Origin of the sequence: Leptospirillum ferrooxidans C2-3 (assembly GCF_000284315.1) — a bacterium.
In the GTDB taxonomy this organism is placed as follows: Bacteria; Nitrospirota; Leptospirillia; order Leptospirillales; family Leptospirillaceae; genus Leptospirillum; species Leptospirillum ferrooxidans.
The window spans coordinates 1,484,855-1,497,574 of the sequence record NC_017094.1; the positions used below are offsets into that span (position 1 = coordinate 1,484,855).

The following is a 12,720-nucleotide window of genomic DNA, read 5'->3' on the forward strand; positions in this document are numbered from 1 at the left end:
TCCCGATCAATCCAAGGTCTTCTTCAGAAATCCATCCGTCAAGGAATCGCTTCATGTCCGTCGGGGCTTAAAAGCCCCTCCGCATACTTATAGTCCACCCATCGCATGATCACGTCATAATGAGCCTGGACATAAATGGAAAGAGACCTTCTCAATTGCGTTTCGGCATCCACAACATCCACCGATCTGGCCGTGCCGACCCTGAATGCCCGTTCCATCAACTCATCATTTTCTTCGGCATACTGTTTGGCAAGCTTAGCTTCGGAGAGCCGTGACTTTGCCTCGCGAAGAAGAATAGCCGCAGAACGAAGCTGTGAGCGGACCTCCTGACGGGTCTCTTCATACTGGTTTTTCGCAGCACTTTCACGGGCCCTGGCTCCGTGCACCTGGTCCATGACAAGTCCTCCCTGATAGATGGGGATGTTGAGCATGCCCCCGATGGAAAAACTCGAGAATGCGTTGTTGGGAATAGCGGGACTCCCCAATGCCTGTGTCGGTATCTGCGCCAGGAAATAGGATCCGTTTCCCGTCAGCGTAGGATAGTTCTGGCTTTTCGCTCCAAGAAGGGTTTCATGACTTGAAAGGACCGCGTCATGGGAAGCCAGCAGATCGGGGCGGTTTTGGTAGGCCAGTTCCAGATCACCCTCTTTTGTATGGCCAAAGCTACTGTCACCGGGAAAATACGGCTGGACCTGAATATGGGCTCCTTTTGGAAGTCCTATGGCCTTTCGAAGCGTCACGAGCGCGACATCCCGATCCCCTTCCGCCTGAATTTTCGACATGATAGCATTTTCAAGGTTGACCCTGGCTTGTGTCACATCGATCTTGAGCCCCACACCGGCCGACAGTCGTGACTCCGCTTCTTCTAGATGTTTTTTGGCATCATCCTCACCAGCGATCGCAACCCTGAGTCCCTGCTCCTTGTCCAGGACATTCAGGTAGGCAATATCCACTTCATGGATCAAATCCAGAGACAGCTTGCGAAGTTTTTCTTTCTCCTCATCCCTTGCCCGTCTCTCAAAGGAGACTTGATGGCCTGTCCGCCCAAAATCATAAATCAGCTGATTGACCCCAACGGTAAAAAGCTGATAGTCCAGAAACTGGTAGCCCGGAAAAAGGAAATACCCCAGAAAGCTGTTTCCGTAGTTGTTCTGGTAACTTGCCTGCACTTGGGGAAGATAAGAAGATTTCGCACCGCGGACATCATAGGTTCTGGACTTGAGGAGATCCTTTTCGGACTTCAGGTTGGGTCGGAGCTTGAATGCCTCGTCGAGCGCCTCTTTTAAGGTCATGTTACCGGAATCCGCCAGGGCTCTTCCCACTGACAGCGGAGAAAATACAAGAATGGAAAAAGCAAAAATCCAAAAAAGCTTTTTCCCTGATTTCCCCAAAAGACCGGATTGTTGATCGACTTGCCTTTTTACTGAAACAACAGGCCTCATTCAGCAAAACCCCCCATTGTTGACTTGTCTGTTGGTTTTCCCGCCAGTGACTCGTGGGTAAACCTCTTCATCAGAAAAATGATCGGAATCCCCAAAAGACCAAACAGACCGGCGTAAAGAAACGTATTGTTATAGGCAGAGATACTGGCCTGCATATGGATCATCTGGGAAAGAAGCCCGTTGGCAACTCCCGATCCGCTCTCATTGATCAAAAGCCCATGATGGGCTTCAAGGTGAATCTGGGCGAGCGTTTTCTGCATCGGGTAAGCGCTCAGGATATCATGGGAACGATATTGGTCCACAAAAGAAGCTGTTCTATGATCAAGAATATTTCCCAATATGGCAACTCCAACCGCTCCACCCAGCTGGAGAGTGTTGCTTTGAAGCATCGATGCCAGACCGATATGACGAGGCTCCACCAGATTCTGGGGAAGACTTGAGAGCAAGGCATTGATCAGACCCATCGAAAGACCAAAAAGCAGCTGTGGAAACAGCAGCTGATAAAACGAAGGGACATTCGTTAAAAACGTGAAAAACATCTGGGAGAGACCCAAAAGCGCAAATCCTGCAAAAAGAATTATGCGCTTACCCCTGTCGGTACTCCGTGAGGAGAGAATACCCATGATTGGCATAAAGATTCCCGCCATCAACGAAGTCGGCAACAGGACCAGTCCGGCATCGATCGACGGGAAGCGATTGTAGCTCTGCACAAACAGGGGAAGAAGGAACATCCGCCCAAAAAGACTGATCGCCCTTGTCAGCGACAGCAGGATCACCAGAGAAAAGTCCCAGTTTCTGAAAATCGACAGGTCAAGGATCGGATGTTTGACCGAAAAGGCTGTATAAACATACACCCAGAATGAAATGCTCATGACTGTCCAGCATTCGTAGACAAATCTTGAATCCCACCCCCACCGTTCCCCCTCGGTAATCCCCATCTGCAGAAAGGCAAGAGTCATTCCAAGAGAGATAAAGCCCGCATAATCAAAAGGAAGGACCTTGGCGGGAGGATCATTTCTCAGAATCAGAAAGGTGACAAAAAACGACAGGATTCCCACCGGGATATTTACGAAAAAAATATCTCTCCAATTAAAATTGTCGATCAGGTAGCCGCCCAGAATGGGGCCGATCGTCGGTGCCAGAACGATCACGATACCAAAGAAACCGAAGGCCTTCGACCTGTCCGCCGGGGTGAACGCCTCTGTAATGATCGTAAATCCAAGGGGCATCATGAGACCACCGCCGATCGCCTGAATGACCCGAAAAAAAATCATCGCGTTCAAATTGGGGGAAAGACCGCAGAAAAAGGAAGAGAGGGTAAAAAGAAAGGTCGAAAACAGATACAGCTTTTTTGCGCCGACCAGGGACCTTCCCCACGCCGAAGCAAGAGTGATTACGGCAAAACTCATGGCATAGGCCGAAATGACCCAGCGAACCTCGTCAATATCGGTATCAAGACTTCCCACCATATTCGGAAGGGCAACATTGACAATGGTCGTATCCAGAACCGGAAGAAAAAGCCCCAGCATGACCGCTCCAAGAGCCCACCAGCGGTAATTGGGAGATTCGTCAAACAGTCCTTCCGCGACATTCACCAAGGGCTTCCCTTCCTGATATGGATCTTGATCTCGGCCGACATTCCCGGCAACAGCTTTAAAGATTTCGCATCATCCACCTGGATGCGGACAGGAATTCTCTGAACAACCTTCACAAAGGTTCCTGACGCATTTTCCGCGGGCAACAGGGAGATTGCGGCGGCGGAGGTGGGAAGGATCCTCTCCACATGGCCGTGGAAATGACGTGAGGGATAGGTATCAATGTCGATGTCGACCGGTTGTCCGACCCTGACATGTCCCATCCTGGTCTCCTTGACCTTTGCAAGAATCCAGAAAACATTGGGGTCCGACACCGATAAGATCGGCTGACCCGGAGAGACAACCTGCCCGATCTGTCCGATCCGTTCCACAATTTGCCCGTTGATCGGAGAATGAACCGTATAGTTCAGCGGGTGGGATTCCGAGATAGACAATGCCATCCGATCGGTCATAACCAGTCTTTTCGTACGGTAAAGCTGAACATCAAGATCCTTCAGCCGGGTTTTCAGAGCCTCCAGGTCCTGTGCGGTAATGAATCCGTTCTTGTGGAGCTTCACACCCCTGGCATAATCATCTTTTGCCTGCTTCTCCCGAAGGGTGAGGGATTCTTCATCCTTGAGGCTCGATTCCAGATTCCGGTAATCCGATGCATTCATCCGGTTGATCCCCGAAAGGGCATGAAATCCGGTGATATCGATTCTCGCAAGCTCCATCCCCTTTGAAACAGGATCTCCGATATTGTAGGGCAAGGACATGATCCGCCCCTGGGTGTTTGCCGAAATCAGGATAATGTTTCCATCCACCATGGCATCTTCCGCGGTGACATAGTAATCAAGGTATCTTGAATAGAGAAAAACGACTACAAGAGTCCCAATGATACCCAGGATGGGGATCAGTTTTTTGGGTGACAGAAGCGATCGCATGGGGGAAAGGGTCACATCGCTCCTTTTATCACTCCCTTCGCTCATGGGGCACCTCCCGTTAAGGAGGAACCGAACTTCTCACTCATGGCCGGCGGGAGAGGATGAGCGATCTGGCTCATGGCCGTCTTTTCATCAAATCCCTTGTAAGTGGGGGATGAAGGATTATGGCAGGTCAGGCAGGTTTTCTTATCAGGATGGATCACCAGACCCGCTTCCCTGGCTTTTTTGGGATCAATCATAACGCTGTAGTGGGTATAGTCTTCCCCCGGACCATGGCAGGATTCACACTGAACGCCATCCTTCATCCGGAATGTCGAAACCGCTTCCGGCAAGGCAGCGTTTGGCGCCGTAACATGGCAGGACAGACATCTCTGGCTGGTTTTCGGATCTGAAACACCGAGACGCTTTCCTATATCCAGTGCCTCCCTTGAGGAAAGATCGAGAAAGGCGCGGGAATGGGGACTGGATTTCCAAGCCTGGAATTGCCGCCCTAAAAGGCCTGATGAATGGCAGGCCTCACAGGACTGGACTCCGACATATCGATGCAGGAACATGCTTTCCGTTGCACCCGCATGGCCTTCATGGATAATACCAAGAGCGCCGGAAACGACAATCAGAAAAATCAGGAACGAAAATCCCCACCTGAACCACTTTTTATTCCATTCCATTCTGGCCCTCTAAAAGATTGGATCCTGCAATCGGTCCCAATCCCTTCATAAAATGATCAATCAATCTTGAGAGAAAAATCTTGTCGTCCACTGGCCAGATTTTTTTTCCTGAAAGGATTTCCTGGAAAAAGAAATTGGAAAAGAGTGCCCCCAGAAAGTACTGGGCAACATCCCTGATCTCTGACCATCCCGCAAGCACCGAAACAATCCGGTTGAATCGGTTCAGACTGAGCTCATAGACCATCCTCGGATACAGGGGCTCACGATCTTTTTCAAGGAGACGATATTCCGAGACAACGATCCTGAAGACATCACGATGCAAGATGAGGGACGAAATGGTCGCCTCCCCCACCTGTTGGAGAAAAACCTCCAGATCTTTTCCGGAGATCTCATTGTTTTGAAGCTTCTCTTCCCACTCGGCATAGACCTTCTGGATCGGAGAAGACTCCTGAGAGAACTTCTCTTCGATGATGGCAAACAAAAGAGCTTCCTTATCAGGGAAGTAATGATACAAAAGCCCTTCTGCCACTCCTGCACGAGCCGCAATCTTCTTATTTGTCGTCCGGTGGAATCCTTCCTCCGCAAAGCAGGACAGTGCTGACTGAAGAATATTCCGGCATCTTGGGGATCGGCCTGTATCGGTAGAAAAAGAATTCTTTTCCATATTGTCGACCTATTGGTTGGCGTGGATCACACAATGGTTCCCAAAAATTGATTGATCAATCAATCAACATTTTTTGTATTGGATCACAGAGCGGACTGATTGGTCAATCAATCTGTACAAACCTGAAACATCCGGATAAAAAATTCCAAAAAAAAAGGCCCCTGTAAAAGGGGCCCCTTATTGACCGGATATTTTTAGCGATTACCCGGCGTTCTGCTTGAGCCAGAGATTTTTCATGGTCTTGATGACCCGATGGGCCTTCGGAGCCTGTACCACTTTTTTGACACCGTTCAGGGTCTGGTAGACGGTCTGCTGATAGTCCGCCTTCGACATCGATTCCAGAACGTAGACATCGTTGAAATATTCGACCGGAGCACCCGGGCTGGTCTGGATCCAGTATCTTCTCCACCAGAAGCGGTCTGGTTGAGCTCCGGTGATGATACCGGTTGCAACCTGCAGAGTGCCGTCTTCTATGGCCTGTTGGGTATCTGCATTGTAGGAACCGGCACTCTGTGTCGCATCAACGGTTCGGGCCTTGATATAAAGGTTATGGACCGTATTTTTGATGGTCGTGGCAATTCCTTTCTGGGCATTGGCAACAGCGTCCGTCCGTCCGCCTTCCATGTCAAACTCGTGATCCGCCTCTCCGGTAAAGTACTTTCGGTCCGGATGGGATTTCTGGTAAGCCCTCATGTTGTCGATCCACTCAGGACGGGATCCTTTGGAATGAGCGACCTCATGTTCAATCCCGTACGGATTTGGAGGTTGCTGTACAGAACTGCAAGCCGCCAAGGCAATAAAAGTTCCCACACTCAGAAACGAAGCACCCAATGACAGCACTTTTTTGCAATTCAGCATCAAAACCCTCCTTAAGAGACAAAAGAACCATTCCCAATGAAAATTGACCGTCCAGGATTGCAGACGCCAGATTTTTCCCCTATCCTTGAGATTGGGAAACAAACACCAAATACCTGCATTCTATCACATTTCAGGAGTTTCACCACATGTCAAAAAAACACGTGCCTTCCCATATCCCCATTCCAGCTTCCCCCTACGGAACACAAGCCATTCAGGAAGCGATCCTTGAGCCCTGGCCCAATCCGGCACCGGAGGAAATCTACGAAACGAACATTTCCTACCCGGAGTTCACATGCCTGTGCCCAAGATCCGGATATCCGGACTTCGCGACAATCCTCATCCGCTATCGGCCTGCCCAAAAGATTGTCGAACTCAAAAGTCTCAAACTGTATCTGAACAGCTTCAGGGACAGGGCCATCTCTCATGAAGCGGTAACAGCCCTGATTTATCGCGATTTAATGAATCTGCTGGAGCCCAGCTTTCTGGAGGTCAAGGGAGACTTCAATGTCAGGGGGAACGTGAAGACCGTCATCAGCATCGACTCCGAGATGCGAAAAGCCACCGGAAAATCTTCCAAAAAGCGTTAGGGAGAAAAGAAACAGAACGATTGCTAGGAATTATTCCCTGAAAAACTTCTTGGAAAACGAGGGATTCCACTGACAGTGGGCATAGGTGATTCTCTCCATGAACCTCCCCCGGGAATTCATTGTCGAAATGGAAACAGGAAGTCCTGTCTTCCTGTCGAAACTGACCCACATCCTTCCGAAAATCGGGCGGGCGATGCCAAAAACCGGGGCCACGTTGATGATGCGAACTTCATGGTCCATGGAAGTCCCCCTGTCGAGATAGACACAGCCACCCAGAAGACAGGCTGGAGCCAGCACCCTGGAGTAAAAACTTTCGTAATCCGCATGGTTGATCGTATGGCCAAAGCGGGATGTGATCAGGGAGGAGTCCGGATCCAGAGCCAATATCATCGGAAGAAAAGAAAAAGGCTTGACCCGAACCTGGTTCGTATCCTTTCGATAGATCAGCCAGGCACCCTTTCTCGGACGAAGCAGGTCGACCCTGATATCACCTGGTGCACGGACCGAAAGAATCATTTTTTCGTCCGCTTTCAGACGTCTCCCCACTTTTTCTTCATGATAGAAGGTTCGGACAAGACAACGGTATGAGGTAAGGGAAAGGGTAGTCTTGTGTTCGCCTTGGACGATGGCCCGACCGGCGGCTTCATCATATCGCCAGGGCCCAGGAGAGAGAACTGATCCCGGAGGAAGAAGTGGCCGGAGCGGATCAGGAAGCCCATCAGGGAACCCACTGGCCAGAGAGGATCCAGAGAGGAAGAAGACAACCCAAAAAACTCTTGCAGCAGTGTTTGAAAACCGTTTTTTCAGAAACCCTTTCATCAAGATCCGATCGAAAACAGGGGACCAGGACGCAAAGAGACCTGGTAAAGGACCAGACCCAGACCCAGAAGCCCCAGCATTCCGTGACAAAAAGTAAACAGGCGGAGCATTGCCAGACCACGAAATCCCCGGACGAGAAGTGCCAGGCCGAAAAAAACAGAACCGACAAGACTCAGGATTCCCCAATCCATATACTTAAGGGGACCAAGAATAAAATGACGGGCAACAATCATCAGGAAGCCGATCATCGCAAGCGTTGGATGAATAAAACCCAAAGGCTTCGGAAACGATTTCTTCATAACTTCCGCAGTGACGAGGACAACACCAAAAAGAGAGCCGATCGTTAAAAAAATGGCTCCAACCAAAAGAAGTCCGTGATCCATCGTTTTCCCCCAAAGACCAGCTAGCCGGTCTACCCTTCCTTCAGATCATTCGCCAACAAGATGGCCTCTGCGATTTCCTTCATGGATTTGCGGATGTTCATGCTTTTCTTCTGAAGCAGTCTGTAGGCTTCATCTTCGGTGATATGGTTGGTCTTCATCAGAATACTCTTGGCCCTGTCAATTTTTTTTCTGGACTCGAGGGCTTCTTCCATCTCGATGTTTTTCTGGAGAAGGCTTGTGTTTTCCCAGGCGATGGCCGCCTGATTGGCCACCGTCTGCAAGACGGTCACCTCATCCTCGGAAAAACGATGAACCTTGCTGGTATAGACATTGATGACACCAATCGGACGATTCTTGATCATCATGGGAACAGAAAGGAGAGAAACCAGATTTTCCTTCTTCGCGAGATCCTTGAAGGAATAGCGGGGATCTGCCTGGACATTTTCCACCCAGATCGGACGCCCATCCCGAAACACCAGTCCGGAGATGCTTTCACCGATCTTGATCGGAGGTTTGTTCCGGTACTCCTGGGACAGCGTCTGGGTCGCCCGGATCACAAGACCTTCCTCCTGGTCGTAAATCATGAGAGAGCAGAGTGTAGAGCTTGTCATTTCGGCTGTAACCGTCACGATCAGATGGAGGATTTCCTCAAGATACCGGCTGGAGGTGATCGATTCGCTGACCTGGGACAGCGCTTCAATCTGTCTAGCCTTTTTCCTGGCTTCTTCAAACAGGAGAACATGGTCGATCACAAGGGAAAGTTCAAGAGCCAAAACCACCAGAAGCTCAACTTCCCGGTCGGAAGGCTCATACACATCCCTGAACTGGAAATTCATGACCCCAAGGAGACGATCCTTTGCCACCAGAGGAATCGAGATAAAGGCTTCACAAGATTCGTCACTCAGGGAGGGAAAGGTTTTGAACCTGGGATCGAGCCACGCTTTTTTGGAGATGATCACCGGAGATCGCTCACGGGCCACCCAACCGGTGAGACCTTCCCCGAGACGAAGGGAAAAATGGCTTAAAAAGCCCGGAAGTGTGAGGGAAGAAGCCTTCAGAACAAGATGGGTCTTTTCTTCATCAAGAAGATAAATCAGCGCCACATCAAAATTGAGGATCTCCCGGGAGAGCCGGATGGCAAGGTCCAGGCGCTCCTCCAGGGGAGACTCGCTGTGAGTGATCCGCAGGAGACCCCGCAGAAGGCGTAGCTCCTTTTTCAGCTCTTCCTGATTACGATCATCCCTCAGACTTTCAAGATGTCCCAACGGCGGACGGCTGATGCCGTCCTCATCCTGAGCTGGACCGTCTGCTCCACTTTTCTTCACCTTGTTTCCTTTATCAAAAAGTCTTCCGGTTAGAGATCGGAAAGAGACTGACGAACGGTCTCCAGATCATAGTCACGAGTCATCAGAACCTTTCCCCAGGACACAGGAAGAATGATTGTCGCCCTGCCACCTTGTGTTTTCTTGTCGGACCCCCAGAATTTTTTCAGATCTTCGATGGAAACATCCTTGGGCCATTGATACGGGAGGCCAGCTCCCTTCAGGAGGGCAAGAAGCCTCTCCGAAATTCCCCGGGACAATCCCATCCGCTCAGAGACACGGGAGGCCAGAAGCATCCCGAGACCAACCGCCTCTCCGTGCAGCATCCCTCCAAATCCCAGTGCCCCTTCCAGAGCATGACCAAATGTATGGCCAAAATTCAGGGTCATCCGAAGTCCGCCTTCATGTTCGTCTTCCGATACAATCCGGGATTTTTCAAAGACCGACTCTGAAATGGCAGCAGACCAGAGATCCCTCTCGAATTTTTCCCCACCAAGTCTTTGGATGTTCTTCTCCAGAAGATCGGAAAGCCGGGCATTCCCGATCATCGCATATTTGATGACCTCTCCAAGTCCGGCGCGTCTTTCTTTCAATGGTAAGGTCAACAAAAGATCAGGATCAATCCAGACAGCCTTTGGGGGATAAAAAGATCCAATGAGGTTTTTGCCCATGCTGTGGTCCACACCTGTTTTTCCACCGACGGAAGAGTCGACCTGAGCGACAACGGTCGATGGGATATGGACAACCGGAACTCCACGCAAAAGGATCGATGCCGCAAATCCTCCCATATCCCCCGTTACGCCACCGCCCAAAACCAGAAGAGGTTCGCGCCTTTCCCACCGGAGCGCCAGGAGTTGGTCCAGAAGTGAAGAAACAGATCCCAGAGTCTTGTGGGACTCCCCGTCCGGAAGAAGCATTGTCTCCGGACGAAAATCGCCTGAAAGGAGGCTCTTGACGATTCTCTCTCCATGAAGGGGGTAGACAACAGGATTGGTAATGAGTCCAACCCGGCCTTCCGAACGCCATCCCATCCCTGACAACAGGGAAGGGAGCCCTTTCAAAAGACCGGATTCGATCAGGACCGGATAATCCCCCAGACGGGAGCGGACATCATGTCTGATCAAACTCCACCCACCTTTGAAGCCCAGTCCTCCCCCAAAAGTCGGGAGATCTGGAAAACGACCTGGGGAACGCTCATTCCGCCGGTTTCAACAACATAATCGGCGATTTCCCGATACAGCGGATCGCGTTCCCTGACCGTCAAAGCAATCTCTTCGGACAAAGGGATTTGGGGGTTCAGCCGTGGACGGGAGTTCCCCCAATGGGAGAGACGCCCTTCAAGCACATCCACCGAGACGGAAAGATAGAGAACCAACCCCATTTTGGAAATCAGCTCCCTGTTTGCAGGAGAAAGAACGATTCCGCCTCCCGTTGAAACCACCCCCGCTTTCACCCCCGGAAGCTTTTGAAGAACGCCCGATTCCAGATTTCGGAAAGAAGGTTCCCCTTCCCGAGCCCAAAAAGTCGAAATCGGTTCACGAATGACCTCTTCGACCATCCTGTCCGTATCATAAAATGCGAGATCCCGGACGCGGGCCAAGGAATGGCCAATCGTCGTCTTTCCGCTCCCTCTCGGCCCAACGAGCAAGATATGCCCCGAAGATTTGCCAGGATGGATCTCATGGTCCATCAAACAATATTTCCGGGATAATACATCTGTTCGACACGTTCGCTGGACTCCATGTGAGCTTTAAGCTCTCCGATCGAATCCCCCGAAAACTTCTCCGAAATTGCCTGGGCCAGAATCAGGCAGACCATGGCCTCTCCGACAACTGAAGCAGCAGGAACCGCACAGGTATCCGAGCGCTCAATGGTTGCCGGAGCGGATTCCCCAGTACGAATGTTGACAGAAGGAAGCGGGTTATAAAGGGTTGAGATCGGTTTCATTCCGGCCCGAATCAAGAGTGGCTGGCCGTTCGTCATCCCTCCCTCAAGTCCTCCGGCACCATTGGTGGGTCTCACTGGAGGCTGGCCTGGTCCAGCTGGAAGAAAAGCGTCATGAACCTTTGATCCATGCTTTCGGGCCCCTTCCATACCCAACCCGATCTCAACGGCCTTGATGGCCTGAATGCTCATCATCGCCTGGGCAAGGAGCCCGTCAAGACGACGGTCCCATTGGGTATACGTTCCGAGACCGACAGGAAGAGGTGTTGTCCTGACCTCAAAAACACCACCAAGAGTATCCCCTTCTCTCTTGGCGGTCCGGATCGCCTCAATCATGGCCAGAGATGCCTCCACCTCAGGACAAAACACCTCTGATGCCATGACAAGCGATCTGAGCTCCGAAAAATCCTTCACCTCCATGTGTGGAGATTTCATGGAAACAGATCCAATCTCAAGGACAAAGGAGGTCACATCGATATCGAGCTGGCGAAGATATTGACGGGCAACGCCGCCGAGTGCCACACGCATCGCCGTTTCCCTGGCGCTGGCCCTCTCAAGAATATTCCGCAGGTCACGCATGCCGTACTTGATGCCCCCCGCATAATCCGCATGTCCTGGACGGGGAATCAAAACCTGGCGCTCCGGCTCCCCACTTCTGGGACCGACGGCCATATCCTCTTCCCAATGGGAAAAGTCTTTGTTCTCAAGGATGACCGTGATGGGGCTTCCGATGGTCACCCCCCGGCGGACGCCGGTCAAGAAACGAACCTCATCAGTTTCTATCCGCATTCGGCCACCCCGGCCGTACCCCATTTTTCGCCTTGAAAGATCTTCCCGAAGCATATCCGAATCCAGCGGCATTCCCGAGGGGATTCCCTCGATCATCCCGACCAGAGCCGGACCGTGAGATTCTCCTGCCGTGAGAAAGCGAATCAAGGCATCATCGGCATCATTGGCATACCGCCTCCACCACCGGCCCCACCGCCCGGCTTTGTGTTGTCTGGTCCCATCTTCTTTTTCTTCTTATGGGGAACAAGATGTAATGTCACACCCAGAAGAGACTGAAAATCCGCTCCAAGATAGACGCTCTGGGCAACCAGAATTCCTTTTCCGGGAACATTCTGGATCGAAGTGACTTTCGCCTGGTTTAAAAACAGGTTGATCCTTCTCAGGAGCGCCGGCTGGGTAGCCATCGCCTGGCCCACGGTCTGGTTGCCTGAGAGGGACAGTGTCCTGATCGTCTCAATCATCTTCTGTTTATTCTCATCAAGATCCTTCAAATAAGCGGATAGTCTGGCATTTCCATCCATGACCTTCCCGGAAGGAGTGGGTGTCACGCTCTGAACATGGATGGAACTTCCGGACCATGGAAGCTCATAGGAATAGATCTGTTTTTTGGGGGGAGCAGAGGAACACCCGGACAAAAAAAGGAGAGAACAGGCCAACAGGCTCGATAAAAGCGCCATGCCCCCCTTTCCGGGATTTTCCGCACAATCCATCTGATTCATCTTTTCT

Annotated in this window: 14 protein-coding genes; 1 reads left to right on the forward strand and 13 read right to left on the reverse strand. The window is 51.1% G+C overall.

What is annotated here, in order from left to right:
• Positions 1-38 precede the first annotated feature (38 nt).
• From LFE_RS07610 to LFE_RS07635, 6 genes are all read right to left on the reverse strand, one after another.
• Complete coding sequence (locus LFE_RS07610; protein WP_014449644.1) at positions 39-1,442, reverse strand: TolC family protein; 1,404 nt, start codon at positions 1,440-1,442, stop codon at positions 39-41.
• On the reverse strand, positions 1,439-3,037 hold the full coding sequence (locus tag LFE_RS07615; protein WP_232502595.1) for a DHA2 family efflux MFS transporter permease subunit: 1,599 nt from the start codon (positions 3,035-3,037) through the stop codon (positions 1,439-1,441). Before LFE_RS07615 ends, LFE_RS07610 begins: the two co-directional genes overlap by 4 nt.
• Positions 3,034-4,005: an HlyD family secretion protein gene (locus LFE_RS07620; protein WP_014449646.1), complete on the reverse strand. Its 972-nt coding sequence runs from the start codon at positions 4,003-4,005 to the stop codon at positions 3,034-3,036. Before LFE_RS07620 ends, LFE_RS07615 begins: the two co-directional genes overlap by 4 nt.
• Positions 4,002-4,628, reverse strand: coding sequence for a multiheme c-type cytochrome (locus tag LFE_RS07625; protein ID WP_014449647.1), 627 nt, complete (start codon positions 4,626-4,628; stop codon positions 4,002-4,004). The genes LFE_RS07620 and LFE_RS07625 overlap by 4 nt, the downstream gene beginning before the upstream one ends.
• On the reverse strand, positions 4,615-5,292 hold the full coding sequence (locus LFE_RS07630; RefSeq protein ID WP_041774222.1) for a TetR/AcrR family transcriptional regulator: 678 nt from the start codon (positions 5,290-5,292) through the stop codon (positions 4,615-4,617). The genes LFE_RS07625 and LFE_RS07630 overlap by 14 nt, the downstream gene beginning before the upstream one ends.
• Before the next feature lie 201 nt (positions 5,293-5,493).
• Positions 5,494-6,150: a hypothetical protein gene (locus tag LFE_RS07635; RefSeq protein ID WP_014449649.1), complete on the reverse strand. Its 657-nt coding sequence runs from the start codon at positions 6,148-6,150 to the stop codon at positions 5,494-5,496.
• A gap of 146 nt (positions 6,151-6,296) precedes the next feature.
• Between LFE_RS07635 and queF the strand changes: the two genes are divergently transcribed.
• Positions 6,297-6,737: a preQ(1) synthase gene (gene queF, locus LFE_RS07640; protein WP_014449650.1), complete on the forward strand. Its 441-nt coding sequence runs from the start codon at positions 6,297-6,299 to the stop codon at positions 6,735-6,737.
• Positions 6,738-6,767: 30 nt separating this feature from the next.
• Here queF and LFE_RS13145 read toward each other — a convergent pair whose 3' ends face one another.
• The 7 genes from LFE_RS13145 to LFE_RS07675 are packed head-to-tail and all read right to left on the reverse strand — an operon-like array spanning position 6,768 to position 12,704.
• Positions 6,768-7,556: a DUF1571 domain-containing protein gene (locus LFE_RS13145; protein WP_050989505.1), complete on the reverse strand. Its 789-nt coding sequence runs from the start codon at positions 7,554-7,556 to the stop codon at positions 6,768-6,770.
• Positions 7,556-7,939 carry a hypothetical protein gene (locus tag LFE_RS07650; protein ID WP_014449652.1) on the reverse strand — a complete coding sequence of 128 codons (384 nt, stop codon included), beginning with the start codon at positions 7,937-7,939 and terminating at the stop codon, positions 7,556-7,558. The genes LFE_RS13145 and LFE_RS07650 overlap by 1 nt, the downstream gene beginning before the upstream one ends.
• A 29-nt stretch (positions 7,940-7,968) precedes the next feature.
• On the reverse strand, positions 7,969-9,264 hold the full coding sequence (locus LFE_RS07655; RefSeq protein ID WP_014449653.1) for a GAF and ANTAR domain-containing protein: 1,296 nt from the start codon (positions 9,262-9,264) through the stop codon (positions 7,969-7,971).
• Positions 9,265-9,293: 29 nt separating this feature from the next.
• Entirely contained in the window at positions 9,294-10,385 is a 1,092-nt protein-coding gene (gene aroB, locus LFE_RS07660; RefSeq protein ID WP_014449654.1) for a 3-dehydroquinate synthase, read from the reverse strand.
• Positions 10,382-10,951: a shikimate kinase gene (locus tag LFE_RS07665; RefSeq protein WP_014449655.1), complete on the reverse strand. Its 570-nt coding sequence runs from the start codon at positions 10,949-10,951 to the stop codon at positions 10,382-10,384. Before LFE_RS07665 ends, aroB begins: the two co-directional genes overlap by 4 nt.
• The gene (aroC, locus tag LFE_RS07670) at positions 10,951-12,141 is read right to left on the reverse strand and encodes a chorismate synthase (protein ID WP_014449656.1); all 1,191 of its coding nucleotides are present in this window, start codon (positions 12,139-12,141) and stop codon (positions 10,951-10,953) included. Before aroC ends, LFE_RS07665 begins: the two co-directional genes overlap by 1 nt.
• On the reverse strand, positions 12,138-12,704 hold the full coding sequence (locus LFE_RS07675) for a hypothetical protein (protein WP_148272588.1): 567 nt from the start codon (positions 12,702-12,704) through the stop codon (positions 12,138-12,140). The genes aroC and LFE_RS07675 overlap by 4 nt, the downstream gene beginning before the upstream one ends.
• Between the last annotated feature and the right edge of the window lie 16 nt (positions 12,705-12,720).

Coding starts and splice junctions, on each gene's coding strand:
- LFE_RS13145 (WP_050989505.1), bottom strand. CDS start 7,556: ATGAAAGGGTTTCTGAAAAAACGGTTTTCAAACACTGCTGCAAGAGTT.
- LFE_RS07675 (WP_148272588.1), bottom strand. CDS start 12,704: ATGGATTGTGCGGAAAATCCCGGAAAGGGGGGCATGGCGCTTTTATCG.
- LFE_RS07620 (WP_014449646.1), bottom strand. CDS start 4,005: ATGAGCGAAGGGAGTGATAAAAGGAGCGATGTGACCCTTTCCCCCATG.
- queF (WP_014449650.1), top strand. CDS start 6,297: ATGTCAAAAAAACACGTGCCTTCCCATATCCCCATTCCAGCTTCCCCC.
- LFE_RS07650 (WP_014449652.1), bottom strand. CDS start 7,939: ATGGATCACGGACTTCTTTTGGTTGGAGCCATTTTTTTAACGATCGGC.
- LFE_RS07610 (WP_014449644.1), bottom strand. CDS start 1,442: ATGAGGCCTGTTGTTTCAGTAAAAAGGCAAGTCGATCAACAATCCGGT.
- LFE_RS07625 (WP_014449647.1), bottom strand. CDS start 4,628: ATGGAATGGAATAAAAAGTGGTTCAGGTGGGGATTTTCGTTCCTGATT.
- LFE_RS07635 (WP_014449649.1), bottom strand. CDS start 6,150: ATGCTGAATTGCAAAAAAGTGCTGTCATTGGGTGCTTCGTTTCTGAGT.
- LFE_RS07630 (WP_041774222.1), bottom strand. CDS start 5,292: ATGGAAAAGAATTCTTTTTCTACCGATACAGGCCGATCCCCAAGATGC.
- LFE_RS07665 (WP_014449655.1), bottom strand. CDS start 10,951: ATGGACCATGAGATCCATCCTGGCAAATCTTCGGGGCATATCTTGCTC.